Source organism: Hyphomonas sp. UBA4505, assembly GCF_002388685.1.
GTDB lineage: Bacteria > Pseudomonadota > Alphaproteobacteria > Caulobacterales > Hyphomonadaceae > Hyphomonas.
In genome coordinates, this window is the sequence record NZ_DGMZ01000012.1 from 1,196,204 (window position 1) to 1,209,932 (window position 13,729).

Sequence of the window (13,729 nt, forward strand, 5' to 3'; positions counted from 1 at the left end):
CCGCCTGAACTAGCCTAGGGGATACGTTGGAGCAAGCCGACGAGTCGCTTTGCGCTCTTTCCGAACACAACATCGGCATAGTGCGCATTGGCAGCGCGTTTCACCCCTTCGGCCCGGGTAGGGTAAGGAGAGATGAAATTGGTCAGTTCCTTCACGCCAAGTCCATTGGACATGGCCACAGAAACCAGTTGAAGCAAGTCTCCGGCCTCCTTGCCGACGATTGACGCACCGAGCAGTTTGCCTTTGCGCACAATCAGTTTCACTTCGCCGTCTGTGTCAGCTTCGGCAATGGCGCGGTCGCTCTCCTCGAATTGGAAGCTCGGCGTCGTGATATCGTCTCCATGCTTTTCGCGGGCTTCGGCTTCTGTCAGACCCAGCTGGGCGACTTCCGGCGATGTGTAGGTGACGGCGGGCACCGGCAGGCTGTCTGCTTTTGTCCGCTGCTTGAAGAAGGCGCGGCGGGCAAAAACCGAGGCGTGCCAGCCAGCGATATGCGTGAATTGTTCGCGGCCGGCGGCATCGCCCAGCGCCCAGACCCGGCGGTTTGAGGCTGACCGTAAATTGTCGCCGACAATAATGCCCTTTCGGTCATGATCGACGTCGCCCTTGTCGAGATCCATGCCGTCAAAAACGGTCTGGCGACCGACGGCGACGAGCAGGTGTGATCCTTCGACCGTCCAGGCCTCGCCGTCCTTTGGCTCTGTGTGGACGCGGATGGTCTTTCCGTCCTGTTCAACCTTCGTAGCCTTGTAACCTTCCAGAAGAGTGACGCCTTCGGCGCGCAGGGCTTCGATGGCGATCTCGGCGTGGGCACGGTCGGATCGACCGAGTGCCTTGCCCATCTCGATCACGGTGACCTTGGCACCGAGCCGGACAAAGGCTTGCGCCATTTCCATCCCGATTGGACCGCCGCCGAGGATGACAAGGTGTTCGGGAAAGTCCGGCAGGTCGAAAATGGTTTCATTGGTCAGGTAGGGTGTGTTGGCGAGTCCTTCGATTGGCGGAATGAAGGCACGAGACCCTGTGGCGATGATGATGCGCCGGGCCTTTACCCGCGTGGTCGGGGAGATGACGGTGTCTGGGCTGGCAAACTTTGCATGTTCGCGGATAACCGTGCAGCCAAGGCCTTCAAATCGTTCCTGACTATCGACCGGCGCAATGGTCGCGATGGACGTGCGCACGTGCAGCTTCACCTTTTCCCAATCGATTCTTGGCGGTGTGGTCTCGATACCGAACTTGCCAGCCTCGCGCACTTGGGCGGCGGCCTTGGCAGCGCTGAGCAGGGCTTTCGACGGGACACAGCCGGAATTCAGGCAATCACCTCCCATCTCGCCTTTTTCATACAGCACGACCGAGAGCCCGAACTGGGCTGCACCAGCCGCAGCCGACAGGCCAGCTGACCCAGCGCCGATAACGACAAGATCGGCTTTCATCTCGCGCATCGGGGCGGCGCCCGGCGAATGCGGCGCAGGGGAGGTCGCGACCTTGTCTGGATCCGCCGATCCGGCGAGCGGTGCACGGGCATTTTGGTCGGCATTGTCGGACATCAGGCAGCCTCTTCAATCTGGTTGGCCTTCTTGGGAAAGAACTTCTTCCACGCGACGGGTAACAGGGACACAACGCCCAGGGCGATCGCGGCGGGAAGCAGGTTCTGGAAAACGGAGGCAAGATCGGGATCTTCGCCCTTGGCGAACGTCGCGCCGAGCCCTGCGCCGACCCAAGTATAGGCGATCACACCCGGTATGATGCCGAGCGCCGTCGTGATGGCATAATCTCGATACTTGGCGCCGAGGATGGCAGGCAGGATATTGGCGACAGGGAACGGCATGGCCGGAATGAAGCGCATGGCAAACATATAGGCCATGGGGCTGTTCTGGAATTCGGTCCGGACCTTGTCGGCATAGCCGCTTGCGATCTTCCGCATGAAGCTGCCCAGCGAAGTCTTTGCTGCCAGGAAGAGCAGGCTGGCGCCGAGGGTTGCGCCCACCACGGTGGCGAGCGTGCCGCCGGCGAGGCCGAACAGGAAGCCCCCACTGATCGTGATCCACAGTGCGCCAGGCAGCATGAAGACTGTGCTGGCTGCATAGACGCCCACATAGGCGGCAATGGCCAGGATCAGGTTGTCTTCAACGAACGCGCGTAGCGAGGCCTGCTGCTGGCGCAGTGTCTCAAGCGAAAGATAGTCGAACAGGCCGAAGAACCATGCGGCGATCAGGCCACCCGCAATCAGGTAGAGGGGCCACAGGCGCAACCAGAGCGGGCGCGAAGCGTGTTGGGTTTCTTCGGTCATTTGGCAGGGTCCGTCCGGGTATCATTGAGCGACCAGTCATAGGTGTAGCCGCGGATTTTGGGCGTAGCGCGGATATTCTCGGCGAGCGCCGGCTCGGCATATTGAAGCAGGTGTTTGATAACGCCATCTTTCGATCCGCCGAAGTCGACCTCAAACCATTTGTAGATAGACGATACAGTAAGTCCGCGGTTTCCGACCGTTACACCACGAGGGTGATTGATGTAAGCACGCGCAGCGGCGTCGAGGTCTGCATCAAGTGTGTTCGCCGTCCAGGCGCGAGTGAGCAGGTTCGGGCAGCCATAAGAGGCGCAATTGATGGCGTAATGGACGCGCGAGTCCCCGAAGCGGGGGCGCAAGATGTCGTGCTCAATGGCATCGAGCGAGACTTCGCGGCCGCCAGCCATTACGGTCACTTTCTTCCAGGGCCCCCCGAACAGGAAACCGTCGCGGATCGAATCCAGCGGGTACTTCTCCGCGATGTAGCGAACCGTCACAGCATTGTAGAGATTGGTCCATGCAGCGAAGGTGGCATCGTCCGTGCCTGCCAGGTCACGCGCCTCAAAGCTGGCAATATAAGTGTCGAGCGTCGCGCGGTCGGCGGTACTGGCAGAAAGCGCGGCATAGTCCACGCGGTTCACGCCGTCCGTGCTTTCATGGACATAGGTTTCAAGAAGCTGGGTCCATGCGTCATTTCCCTGCGCCACACCGGGCAGGGCGAGGCAGCTGGCCAGAGCCAGGCCAACGAGCGGGCGAACAAGAAAGTGGAGATCAGGCATAAGCATCGGGTCTGAAGTATGGGGCGAAAGATGCCCCCGCATAGCCTGATGCCTGGAAAAGATCGCGTCACGACTGCGTGCGCCGGGCTAACGCCCTCGTGAGGGAGATGTCAGCGACTGCCTGCGCTGGCGTGCGCGTCCAACTCCATCCAGTCCCGGAAGGGTAGGTTGTAGACCATATCCATGACCTCGAACCCTATCCCATTGGGGCGGCGAGAGCTCGAGTTCCAGAGAATGACGACTCCGGTGTCGCGGTCCGGATCGAACAGGATATAGGATCGGTAGCCTTCCACCGCGCCGCGATGGCCAACCACCCGGTCGCCCGCCTCTCCGTATTTGTAGACGCGCCAGCCAAGCGCGTAGCGGGCATCCCGGACTGTACCCCGATAGCGTCGGGACATGCCCGATTGTTCGCGCCGCGTGTAAATGCGCGGGGTCTGGAGCAGTTCGAGGGCGGAATCACTGAGGATATCCGGCAGCAATCCCATATGCGCCCGGGCATAGAGCGCAAGATCGCGGATCGAACCGTTCACGCCGCCGGCTGCAGGGACGTTGTAATAATCGTCATTCACGATCTTCTTGCGCGGTGGGCCGGCCGCGCGGCTGTTTTTTGAATGCGGACGGGCCCAGGACCGGGAGTTTTCAAGCCCGGCGCGACCGATGCTGGCCGTTACCATGCCGATGGGTTTGAATATTGAGGTCTCTACGGCATCAGCATAGCGCGACTGGGTCACGTCCTCGATCACTTCGGCGATGCTGTCATAGGCAACATTCTGATAGGTGTGACAGTCACCAATCGGACAGATGGGCTTCAGCGATTTCAGGCTGTTGCGAATCTCGGCTGGGTCCCAACCATCTTCCAGCCGCGTATCATAGGCATTTGGCAGGATACCCAGTCGGTGCGAAAGCACATCTTCGAGCGTCGCCGTGGTTTCACCGCCATTGGGAAGTCGCAGCGTGGTTGCGTATTTCGATACCGGGTCGGTGATGTTCAGGCGCGCTTCTGTCGCAAGGATCGCGACTTCGGTCGCGGCCACGCCTTTGGACAAGGATGCCCAACGAAACACCGTCTCGTCTGTAACGGGCTCTCCGCCCGACTGGGTGATGCCATACCCTTTGGCAAAGGCGACCTCGCCCCGGTCGATCACGGCAACAGAGAGGCCGACAATGTCTTCATCTGCGGCGAGCCGCGTCAGCCGGGCATCCAGACGGTCATAGTCTATGAACTGTGCGTGCGCTGTGATGGGAAGCGCGATCATGGCCAACAGGCACGGGATGGCAAAGCGTGGAAACCGCATTGGACCTCTTCGAACTCTTTTGCCCAGCCTCAGCGTGCAGAGTTCACAAGACTCTCTGGCCATGTAAAGAGTCTTGGGCGCGGAGAGACAGATTTATTCGGTTCTGGCTGTCGGTTCGGCTTGACTTCGAACCTCTGCTGCCTGTATTGGCCCCTCTTTCCGAGATTCTTAGCTTTCAGAGCAGACCCATGAAACGCACTTTCCAGCCAAGCAACCTTCGCCGCAGCCGCACCCATGGTTTCCGCGAGCGCATGTCGACTAAAAACGGCCGCAAGGTGCTGGCACGTCGCCGCGCCAAGGGCCGCAAGTCACTGTCCGCTTAAGGCGGCAGGCCACGGACCGTCTCACGCAGGCGGCAACAGGCCATGACCAGCAAAACAGATAAAACCGAATTTGAGGTCGCCCGTCTTCGCGTGCGACCTCAATTTCTTTATGTGCGTCACGGAAAAACCGAGCGGCGCAAAGCCCTTTTGGTGCAGGCGCGACGCCGTAAAGGGGCCAGTCCGGGCGCGCATGCCGGCGCTGGATTTACCGCCACCAAGAAGATCGGGAATGCGGTCATTCGCAACCGGGCGAAACGGCGCTTGCGCGAAGCGGCGCGTGTTCTCTTGCCGCAGCATGGAAAACCGGGGTGGGATTATGTCTTCATTGCACGTATGGACACCGCTGACATTGCGTGGCCGCGTTTGCTTGACGATATGGAAAGCGCGCTGATAAGCCTCGCCGCTGATTAACCCCTGCCGCCGATTCCGGCGTGCTCACAAGATTTGCCGGGATCCCGCCAGATGGAAAAACCTGACCAGCGCAATTTTCTGATCGCCATGGTCGCGATGATCGCGTTCGTTTTTGCCTACCAGGCCTTCATCATGAAGCCCGCCCAGGAAGAATTCGAAGCCAATCAGGCCGTGCGCGAGGCCGAGCAGCAAACCGGCCCGACAGTGGCCTCTGATGCGCCGGCGATTGCTGAAATCAAGCCGGTCGAGGAAGCGCTGCAGGATGATGCCCGCGTGCCGTTTGATGCCGCCTCTGTGGATGGGTCGATCCGCCTTGCTGGCTCGCGCATCGACGATCTCAGCCTGAAAAAGCACTACCTCACTGTCGACAAGGAACAGGAAGTTCGCCTGTTTCGTCCGGAAAACACCGAGTTTGGATATTTCGCCACCTGGTATTGGGCGGATGGATCGAAATTGGTCGCAGGACGCAATTCGCCCTGGAGCCAAGTCGGGGAAGGGCAGCTGACGCCCGGCAATCCGTTGATACTGCGGCTCGAGACAGAAGGCCTCGTCATCGACCGGGTGATCTCTGTTGATGAGGACTATCTCTTCACCTTCACGGATACGGTCACCAATAATTCCGGCGAAGCGCGCCAGCTTCGCGCGATTGGCTCGATCGAGCGGCATGGGGATTACAAGGAATTCCTTGAGACAACCGATCCGGGCTCCTCGGCCAAGAACGGCCTTGCACATATGGGTCTGATGGGCGTCGTGAACGGCGAACTGCGCCTGAAGAAATACAAGCCCTTGTTCCAGTTGAAGGACATCAAGGGCGAGACCAGTGAAGGCACGTTCCCATCTGACCAGGGCGGTTGGTGGGGCCTGTCGGACATGTATTGGCTGGGCGCGCTCGTGCCCCAACAGGACCAGTTCTTTGCGGGCCTTGTTGACAAGCGCAAGCTGTCACGTGGCCAGCCGCTGGAAGTGCGCACGGAATCCGCGCCACTGACGATTGCGCCCGGCGAAAGCCAGACCATGGCCAACAGCCTTTATGCCGGTGCGAAACGGTTTGACGTGTTGCAACAGTATCAGAACGAACTGGGTATTCCCCGAATGGTGGATGCCATCGACTGGGGCTGGGCCTTCTTCCTGACCAAGCCCTTCTTCTATGCGCTGGAATGGCTGTCCGGCATTGTGGGCTCGTTTGGCTGGGCGATTCTGGCCTTCACGGTTCTGATCAAGCTCCCGCTCGTGCCGCTCTACAATCAGAGCTACAAGTCCATGGCGAAAATGAAGAAGCTGCAAGAGCCGATGCAGGAAATCCGCGAGCGCTTCAAAGCCGATCCGCAGCGCCAGCAGCAGGAAGTCATGAAGCTGTACAAACAGGAAGGCGCGAACCCAGTCGGCGGCTGTTTGCCGATCCTGTTCACGATTCCCATCTTCTATGCGCTCTACAAGACGCTTTATGTGACCATCGAGATGCGCCATGCCTCTTTCGGCTTCCTGAAGGATTTGTCGGCACCTGATCCCACGGCCATCGGCAACCTGTTCGGTCTCATCCCGTGGTGGTCAGCCGCGGACATCAAGGCGATTCCGATCATCGGCATCATCATTGGTATTGGCATCCTGCCAATTCTCTATGGCGTGACCATGGCGGCCATCCAGACTCTCAGCCCGCCACCTCCAGACCCGACACAGCGCCGGATCATTCAGGCCATGCCGCTGGTCTTCATGTTCGTGTTCGGCGGATTTGCGGCAGGCCTTGTGATGTACTGGGTATGGTCAAACCTGCTCTCCTTCGCGCAGCAATATTTCATCATGCGGCGGAACGGTGTCGACACCGAGATTGGCAAATTTGTCAGCCGACTTGTGCGCGGCAAGAAGAAAGCGGCGGACTAGTCTGATGGAAACCGGAGACGCCTTCAGTGAAGACGCGCTCGAAGCGGGCCGCGTCCTGTTCGCCGGGTCGGTCGTGTTTGTCAAAGGCGTGGTGGACCTGAAGGGCCTGCCCACAGCGGATCGTCCGGAAGTCTGCTTTGCGGGGCGGTCCAATGTCGGCAAGTCATCGCTCATCAACGCGCTGACCAATCGCGCCAAGCTGGCGCGGTCTTCTGCGGAACCCGGCCGCACGCGCGAGATCAATTATTTTGACCTCGGCGAAGGCCGCATGTTCCTCGTCGATCTGCCGGGCTTTGGCTATGCCAAGGTCAGCCGGACACAGGCCGAGGGCTGGATGCGGCTGACACGCTCCTATCTTCGGGGCCGTCCGTCGTTGCGCCGGGTGTTCCTGTTGGTCGATTCTCGCCGGGGCCTGATGGACACTGACGAGGAGGTTATGACCATGCTCGACAAGTCGGCGGTCACCTATCAGATCGTCCTGACCAAGGTCGACAAGATGCAGAAGTCCGAAGTCGAAAAGCTCGTTGAAGAGATCGCCGGCAAGCTGAAAAAACGCGGCGCGGCGCATCCAGTTGTTCGCCAGACTTCGTCTGAGAAGGGGTGGGGCATCCCCGAACTTCGCGCCGAAATCGCCGGACTGGAATAGCGCCACGAATTGAGATTACATGTGCGCCGGAGAATAATCTGGAGCCGTGCATTCATGCCAATCGAGATCAAAGTTGATGACGTGACCAGCCCTGCCATGCTGGCCCTTCTCCAGACGCACGCGAATTTGATGTTGGCATTATCCCCTCCGGGCAGTTGCCACTTCCTGCCTGCGGAAGGATTGCGGGCACCGGACGTGACAGTCTGGTCAATGTGGGACGAGGAAGTTCTCGTTGGGTGCGGGGCACTGAAGGAGTTGCCAGGCGGTGTGGGCGAAGTGAAATCCATGCATACGCGTTCGGACCTGCGCGGGCAGGGGCATGGCCGCCGCATGTTGGAACACATCATGGCCGAAGCAGAGCAGCGCAACTATTCGGCGCTGTATCTGGAAACCGGGTCCATGGTCGGATTCCTGCCAGCACGGCGCATCTATGAGGCGTATGGCTTTGTCTATTGTTCGCCATTTGGTGACTACACGCTTGATCCGAACAGCGTGTACATGCATCGGGCCCTCTAGAATTCGAGTTTGTCACGGCGGCGATCCGCGCTAAAGGGGCCCGCATGACAGACCAGATTTCCGCTGCGCAATTCACCGCCCAGACGCTCTCAGAAGCGCTGCCCTATATCCAGCGCTATGCTGGCAAGACAATTGTCGTGAAGTATGGCGGTCACGCCATGGTGGACGAGCGCCTGTCGGCAATCTTTGCGCGCGACGTGGTTTTGCTGAAAACACTGGGAATTCATCCCGTCATCGTGCATGGCGGCGGGCCTCAGATTGGCAAATTGCTGGACCGGCTGGGCATCGTGTCCGAATTCAAGGGCGGCCTGCGGGTAACCGATGAAGCGACGATGGAAGTGGTCGAGATGGTCCTGTCGGGGCCTATCAACAAATCCATTGTGCGGGCGATCAATCAGGCGGGCGGCAAGGCCGTTGGCCTGTCCGGGTCGGACGGCAATCTGATCCAGGCCGAGAAGGCCAAGAAAACCGAACGCGATCCGGACAGCCATATCGAACAGGTTCTGGACCTTGGATTTGTGGGTGAGCCGACTGCAGTGGATACAAGCGTGATCGATGCGCTCCTGAAGTCCGACTCCCAGTTGATTCCGGTGGTTGCCCCGGTCGGAGTCGGCAAGGATGGCCATCGTTACAATGTGAATGCAGACACATCTGCCGGCGCGCTGGCCTCGGCACTGGGCGCCAGCCGCCTGTTCCTGCTGACAGATGTCGCTGGCGTGCTCGACAAGCAGAAGAATTTGATGCGCGAGATTGCCGTGGACGCCATTCCTGACCTGATCGCGGACGGCACAGCTGCAGGTGGCATGATACCGAAGCTTGAAACTGCGGCCCAATCCGTAAAACATGGGGTCGGGGCGGCAGTGATCCTCGATGGGCGTGCCCCGCACGCCCTGCTCATGGAGCTATTTACCGAACATGGCGCAGGTACGCTCATTTCTTAAAGGTCTTGCTTTTGTTGCAGCAGCGGCGGTTTTGCCCGCAATAGCGCACGCACAAGGGACGGGCGATGGTTGGAAGCTGTGTAACGAGACCAGCTTTATCATCGAAACAGCGGTTGGCCGCCCTGTAGGCGGCTCCGTCAATGTGGATGGCTGGACCAAATTGCAGCCAGGCTCCTGTCAGGTCGCCGTGCGGGCGCCGCTCGATCCGAAAATCCATTATGTCTATGGGCGTACATCGACTGCCCATCGGGGTGGCCTGAGAGAGTGGGGCGGCGAGCGCGAACTCTGCGTGGACCCCACCGGTGGGTTCTCGTTGGAAAGCCCGCCCAATTGCAATGCAATGGGTCTGGAAGCGCGAGGTTTCCGGGCGGTCGACATTTCCAGCCGCTCCCGCTGGACGACAACTTTCACCGAAATCGAAAATTATGACCGCGCGACCGCGCAGGCAGCCGGGATTCAGCGCCTGCTGGAAGAGGCGGGCGTATTGTCAGGCGCGATTGATGGCCGGATCGGATACAAGACCCGCACCGCCATCGGCAAATTTCTGGAAGAGAACAATCTGCCTGACTCGACGTCGGATTCAGACCTCATCGACTTCCTGGAGCAGGTGGCGAAGGAGAATGGCCGCAATGTCGGGTTTACCCTGTGCAACCGCACCGACAAACGGATCTGGAGCGCCATCGGACGCCGCGGCACCGAGGGCTGGGAGAGCCGTGGCTGGTGGATGCTCGAGGCGGGAGGTTGCGCGCGAGTGATCGACAAGGCCCTTCGCGGCACCGAGCACTATGTCTTTGGCGAGATGGAAGATGGGACGCGCATCCGAACGCTGGCAAAGGCATCGGATCCGTTCTGTGTGGGCCGGGCAAAGTTTGCGATCGTTGGCCGGGATGACTGCGAAGCGTCCGCCTATCGCACTGCGCTGTTCGCTGCCGCACCGGAGCCAGTTGACCAGCGTCTCGTGTTTGAGTTCTTCGAGCGGGACTTCGCCAAGGCCGGTAGTCAATGACCTCTCCAAAGGCGGGTGTACACCTCGCACCGTTCGGCAATTTCGGACATGTTACGGATTGGGTGTTCGACCTCGACAACACGCTCTATCCAGCAGAGTGCGACCTGTTCGCCGAGATCGACACGCGCATGACGGATTTCGTCTCGCGCCTGCTGGAATTGCCGCCGCTGGAGGCGCGCAAGGTGCAGAAACATTATTATGCAACCTATGGGACGACGCTGTCCGGCCTGATGAAGGTGCACAAGATCGATCCTGCCGATTTTCTGCATCATGTGCATGACATAGACTTGTCGCCACTGCCGGACTTGCCGGTTTTGCGCCAGGCAATCAGCGCGCTGCCGGGTCGGAAATTCGTTTACACGAATGGCTCGCGTCGCCATGCCGAGCGGGTTGTTGGCAAGATGGGGCTGGAAGACCTGTTCCACGGGAGCTTCGGTATCGAGGACGCTGAGTACACTCCCAAGCCGAACCAGAGCTCCTATGATCGGTTTTGTGCGCTGCATGATGTGGCCCCGCGCAAGGCAATCTTCTTCGAGGATCTCGCGCGCAATCTCCTTCCAGCCAAGGATATGGGCTTCACGACGGTTCTGGTGCACTCCGAAAAGGATTGGAGCCACGAGCCGATTGAGGCGCGTCCTGCCAATCTGGACGATCTGTTGGGGGATGACGGGCCTGACCACATAGACTATGTGACGGGCGACCTTGCTGCCTTCCTTGAGGCGGCGATTGAAACACTCGACTAAGACCTGCCCCCGGAGAGACAGATGACACAAGCCCTGGCCAATGCGATTGAACAGGCGTGGGAAAGCCGCGACACCCTGAACACACAGACACGGGGTGAGGTGCGCGAAGCCGTCGAGGCGGCCATTGACCTGCTCGACTCCGGTGAGGCCCGCGTGGCCAGCCCAAATGGCGACGGCAACTGGACTGTCCATCAATGGCTGAAAAAGGCTGTTCTGCTGTCCTTCCGCTTGAATGCCAATGGCATGATTTCCGGCGTGCCCGGCGGCGGCAACTGGTGGGACAAGGTTCCATCGAAATTTCAGGGCTGGGGCTCATCCGAATTCGAGGCCGCGGGCTTTCGTGCGGTGCCCCCGGCCGCTGTGCGCCGCGGCGCCTTCATTGCGAAGAATGCGGTCCTGATGCCGTCCTATGTGAACATCGGCGCCTATGTCGGCGAAGGCACAATGATCGACACCTGGGCCTCCGTCGGCTCGTGCGCGCAGGTCGGCAAGAATTGCCATATCTCGGCCGGCACCGGCATTGGAGGCGTCCTTGAACCGCTGCAGGCGAACCCGACCATCATCGAAGACAATTGCTTCATCGGCGCACGGTCCGAAGTGGTCGAGGGCGTGGTCGTCGGAGAAGGCTCGGTGATTGCCATGGGCGTCTTCATCACCCAGTCCACCAAGATCGTGGATCGCCACAGCGGCGAGATCACCTATGGCAAGGTGCCGCCTTATTCCGTCGTCGTGCCGGGCACGCTGCCCGACAAGAATGGCGGCCCGAGCCTCGCCTGCGCCGTCGTCGTCAAGACCGTCGACGCCCAGACCCGCTCAAAGACCGGTGTCAACGAACTGCTGCGGGACTGATCTAATGCCAAGGGTCTGTCCTGTGCTGCCGTGGCGGCACGGTTTGACAGGTCGTTCGGTGCGCTTCCATCCTGCCTGAAATCAGGAAGAGGGGAGGGCTGAATGGCCAAGTCACTGAAACAGCACAAGCCGGTCGGCGAAGACTATCTCGCGACGGTGAGTCCGAAACTGCGGGTCGCACATGCATTCCCATTTCCGGCGTCCGCCGTCTGGGCCGCCTTGCTGGACGCAGAGGCATGGACGGAATGGCTGCCGATTACGAACGTGGTCTGGACGAGCCCGGAGCCGTTCGGGGTCGGGACCACGCGCACCGTCGAGATCGGGGACCAGAAAGTCGAGGAAACCTTCTTTGCCTGGGAAGAGGGCAAGCGGATGGCTTTCCGGTTTGAAAAGTCGACGCTGCCGGTCTCGGCCGCGGTTGAGGACTATGTCGTCGTTGAAACGCCGGAAGGCTGCGAGCTGCGCTGGGCGGGCAAGGCCAGTGCGCCGCTGATCCTGGGCGGAATTGTCTCCAAACAGCTTGCCAAGGGCCTGAAAGACGGCATGCCGAAACTCGAAGCCCTGATCCGGGACAATCCGGGCCGGTTCGGACTCTAGCCTGATTCCTTCTTGAGGATCAGCCAGCGGTAGATGCCGATGAAGTTGATCACGGTCAGGACAATGTTCTGGTACATGAGCGGGGCCTCGTCATCCGAGAGGCCGATCATGACCCAGCATGTGGAAGAGACTGCAAACACGATAAAGGCGAAGCCGGTAATGCGTCGCCCAAGATCGGCCGACACCATGATGGCCGCGACAATGCCGGTGCCCATTGCGATCCATTCCAAACTCTCCGACATCAAGGCCCGCTTTCTGCTGTGATCATGCTCAGTGATCACAACAATGCCGGGCGAGCCGGGCAGTTCCGAAGCCTAGTCGAACACGACCACCTGCCGCGCGACCGTGCCCTTGTTGTCCTTGAGGTTCTGGAGGGCGCCGGTGATCCCCTCAAGACCGATCCGGTCAGAGACAAGATCATCAAGGTGCAGCTTGCCCTGTCTGTACAGTTCGATCAGGCGCGGGAAATCCACCCGGAACCGGTTAGACCCCATGATCGCCCCCTGCAGGCGTTTTTCTGTCGCAAGCAATTCAATGCCGGGGATCTCGATGTTAACGCCGGGCGAAATCATGCCGATCACGGTTGCCACGCCGCGTGGTCGCAGCATGTGGTAGGCCTGTTCAGCCGTCTGTTTCAGGCCGACGCATTCGAAGGAGTAGTGGACGCCGCCCTTGGTGAGTTCCTTGACGGCCTCGATCGCATTGACCTTGCCTGGATTGACGGTGTCGGTCGCGCCGAAACGGACAGCCATCTGGAGTTTCTCGTCTGACAGGTCTACCGCGATGATACGGCTGGCGCCTGCGATGGCTGCGCCATTGATCGCGGCAAGCCCGACGCCGCCACAGCCGAGGACGGCAACCGTGGAACCCGGCTCGACCTTGGCGGAATGAAAGACTGACCCGACACCGGTAATGACGCCGCACCCGATCAGGCAGGCCTTGTCCATTGGCATATCCTTGTCGACTGCGCATAGCGCGTTCTCATGGACGAGGATCTGTTCGGCGAAGGAAGAGAGGTTCAGGAACTGGCCGACCTTTTCACCCTTGATGGAGAGGCGGGGGGCTTCTGTGGGCTGGCGCTGGAAGTGTTCCTTGTTCACCGTATGGCAGACGGACATGTGGCCTGTCAGGCAGTACTCGCAGGTGCCGCAGAAGGGCGACAGGATCGAGATTACATGGTCGCCCGGCTTGACCGCTGAGACCATGGAGCCGATTTCTTCCACGATGCCGGCGCTTTCATGCCCGAGGATGACCGGCAATTCGGCGGGGAAGTTCCCGTCCCAGAAATGCACGTCCGAATGGCAGACGCCGACCGCCTTCAGCCGGACCAGCACTTCGCGCGGTCCGGGCTTGGAAATCGTGACATCTTCGATGGATAGCGGCGCATTGGGCGCGCGCATGACAGCAGCCTTCATGGGTCTTCCTCCTTTGGCCCGGTCTCCGCGCTCTTGCTGG

The 13,729-nt window shown here is 60.0% G+C and carries 16 protein-coding genes; 10 read left to right on the forward strand and 6 right to left on the reverse strand.

The genetic code is table 11. The features are described from left to right. Positions 1-14: 14 nt before the first annotated feature. The 4 genes from B3527_RS15020 to B3527_RS15035 all read right to left on the reverse strand — a co-directional run bounded on the left by B3527_RS15020 (position 15) and on the right by B3527_RS15035 (position 4,364). On the reverse strand, positions 15-1,547 hold the full coding sequence (locus B3527_RS15020) for a dihydrolipoyl dehydrogenase family protein (RefSeq protein WP_290480388.1): 1,533 nt from the start codon (positions 1,545-1,547) through the stop codon (positions 15-17). After that, positions 1,547-2,290: a TVP38/TMEM64 family protein gene (locus tag B3527_RS15025; protein ID WP_206991893.1), complete on the reverse strand. Its 744-nt coding sequence runs from the start codon at positions 2,288-2,290 to the stop codon at positions 1,547-1,549. Before B3527_RS15025 ends, B3527_RS15020 begins: the two co-directional genes overlap by 1 nt. After that, positions 2,287-3,066, reverse strand: a complete 780-nt coding sequence (locus B3527_RS15030; RefSeq protein ID WP_290480389.1) for a DUF547 domain-containing protein — start codon at positions 3,064-3,066, stop codon at positions 2,287-2,289. Before B3527_RS15030 ends, B3527_RS15025 begins: the two co-directional genes overlap by 4 nt. Positions 3,067-3,176: 110 nt before the next feature. Then, positions 3,177-4,364 carry a serine hydrolase domain-containing protein gene (locus tag B3527_RS15035; RefSeq protein WP_206991895.1) on the reverse strand — a complete coding sequence of 396 codons (1,188 nt, stop codon included), beginning with the start codon at positions 4,362-4,364 and terminating at the stop codon, positions 3,177-3,179. Between the two features lie 188 nt (positions 4,365-4,552). Here B3527_RS15035 and rpmH point away from each other — a divergent pair, with 188 nt between their 5' ends. The 10 genes from rpmH to B3527_RS15085 all read left to right on the forward strand — a co-directional run bounded on the left by rpmH (position 4,553) and on the right by B3527_RS15085 (position 12,274). Then, positions 4,553-4,687, forward strand: a complete 135-nt coding sequence (gene rpmH, locus B3527_RS15040) for a 50S ribosomal protein L34 (protein WP_034817532.1) — start codon at positions 4,553-4,555, stop codon at positions 4,685-4,687. Positions 4,688-4,729: 42 nt separating this feature from the next. Further along, positions 4,730-5,098 (forward strand): ribonuclease P protein component, encoded by a 369-nt coding sequence (rnpA, locus tag B3527_RS15045; RefSeq protein ID WP_206991896.1) that lies wholly within the window; start codon positions 4,730-4,732, stop codon positions 5,096-5,098. A 51-nt stretch (positions 5,099-5,149) separates the two neighbouring features. Next, positions 5,150-6,976, forward strand: coding sequence for a membrane protein insertase YidC (gene yidC, locus B3527_RS15050; RefSeq protein WP_290480390.1), 1,827 nt, complete (start codon positions 5,150-5,152; stop codon positions 6,974-6,976). Positions 6,977-6,980: 4 nt separating this feature from the next. Beyond that, positions 6,981-7,622, forward strand: a complete 642-nt coding sequence (yihA, locus tag B3527_RS15055) for a ribosome biogenesis GTP-binding protein YihA/YsxC (RefSeq protein ID WP_206991898.1) — start codon at positions 6,981-6,983, stop codon at positions 7,620-7,622. 54 nt (positions 7,623-7,676) lie between these two features. Next, a complete protein-coding gene (locus B3527_RS15060) occupies positions 7,677-8,138 on the forward strand; it encodes a GNAT family N-acetyltransferase (protein ID WP_198019835.1) in 462 nt (153 codons plus the stop codon). 44 nt (positions 8,139-8,182) lie between these two features. Next, entirely contained in the window at positions 8,183-9,079 is an 897-nt protein-coding gene (argB, locus tag B3527_RS15065; protein WP_206991899.1) for an acetylglutamate kinase, read from the forward strand. Beyond that, positions 9,054-10,085: a DUF1036 domain-containing protein gene (locus B3527_RS15070; protein WP_290480391.1), complete on the forward strand. Its 1,032-nt coding sequence runs from the start codon at positions 9,054-9,056 to the stop codon at positions 10,083-10,085. Before argB ends, B3527_RS15070 begins: the two co-directional genes overlap by 26 nt. Next, positions 10,082-10,828 carry a pyrimidine 5'-nucleotidase gene (locus tag B3527_RS15075; RefSeq protein WP_206991901.1) on the forward strand — a complete coding sequence of 249 codons (747 nt, stop codon included), beginning with the start codon at positions 10,082-10,084 and terminating at the stop codon, positions 10,826-10,828. The genes B3527_RS15070 and B3527_RS15075 overlap by 4 nt, the downstream gene beginning before the upstream one ends. Before the next feature lie 21 nt (positions 10,829-10,849). Then, positions 10,850-11,677, forward strand: coding sequence for a 2,3,4,5-tetrahydropyridine-2,6-dicarboxylate N-succinyltransferase (dapD, locus tag B3527_RS15080; protein WP_290480392.1), 828 nt, complete (start codon positions 10,850-10,852; stop codon positions 11,675-11,677). Positions 11,678-11,779: 102 nt separating this feature from the next. Next, complete coding sequence (locus tag B3527_RS15085; protein WP_290480393.1) at positions 11,780-12,274, forward strand: SRPBCC family protein; 495 nt, start codon at positions 11,780-11,782, stop codon at positions 12,272-12,274. Here the strand turns inward: B3527_RS15085 and B3527_RS15090 are convergent. Together B3527_RS15090 and B3527_RS15095 are read right to left on the reverse strand one after the other, a co-directional pair. Then, on the reverse strand, positions 12,271-12,516 hold the full coding sequence (locus B3527_RS15090; protein WP_290480394.1) for a hypothetical protein: 246 nt from the start codon (positions 12,514-12,516) through the stop codon (positions 12,271-12,273). The genes B3527_RS15085 and B3527_RS15090 overlap by 4 nt on opposite strands. 72 nt (positions 12,517-12,588) lie before the next feature. Further along, the gene (locus B3527_RS15095; RefSeq protein WP_290480395.1) at positions 12,589-13,689 is read right to left on the reverse strand and encodes a Zn-dependent alcohol dehydrogenase; all 1,101 of its coding nucleotides are present in this window, start codon (positions 13,687-13,689) and stop codon (positions 12,589-12,591) included. Between the last annotated feature and the right edge of the window lie 40 nt (positions 13,690-13,729).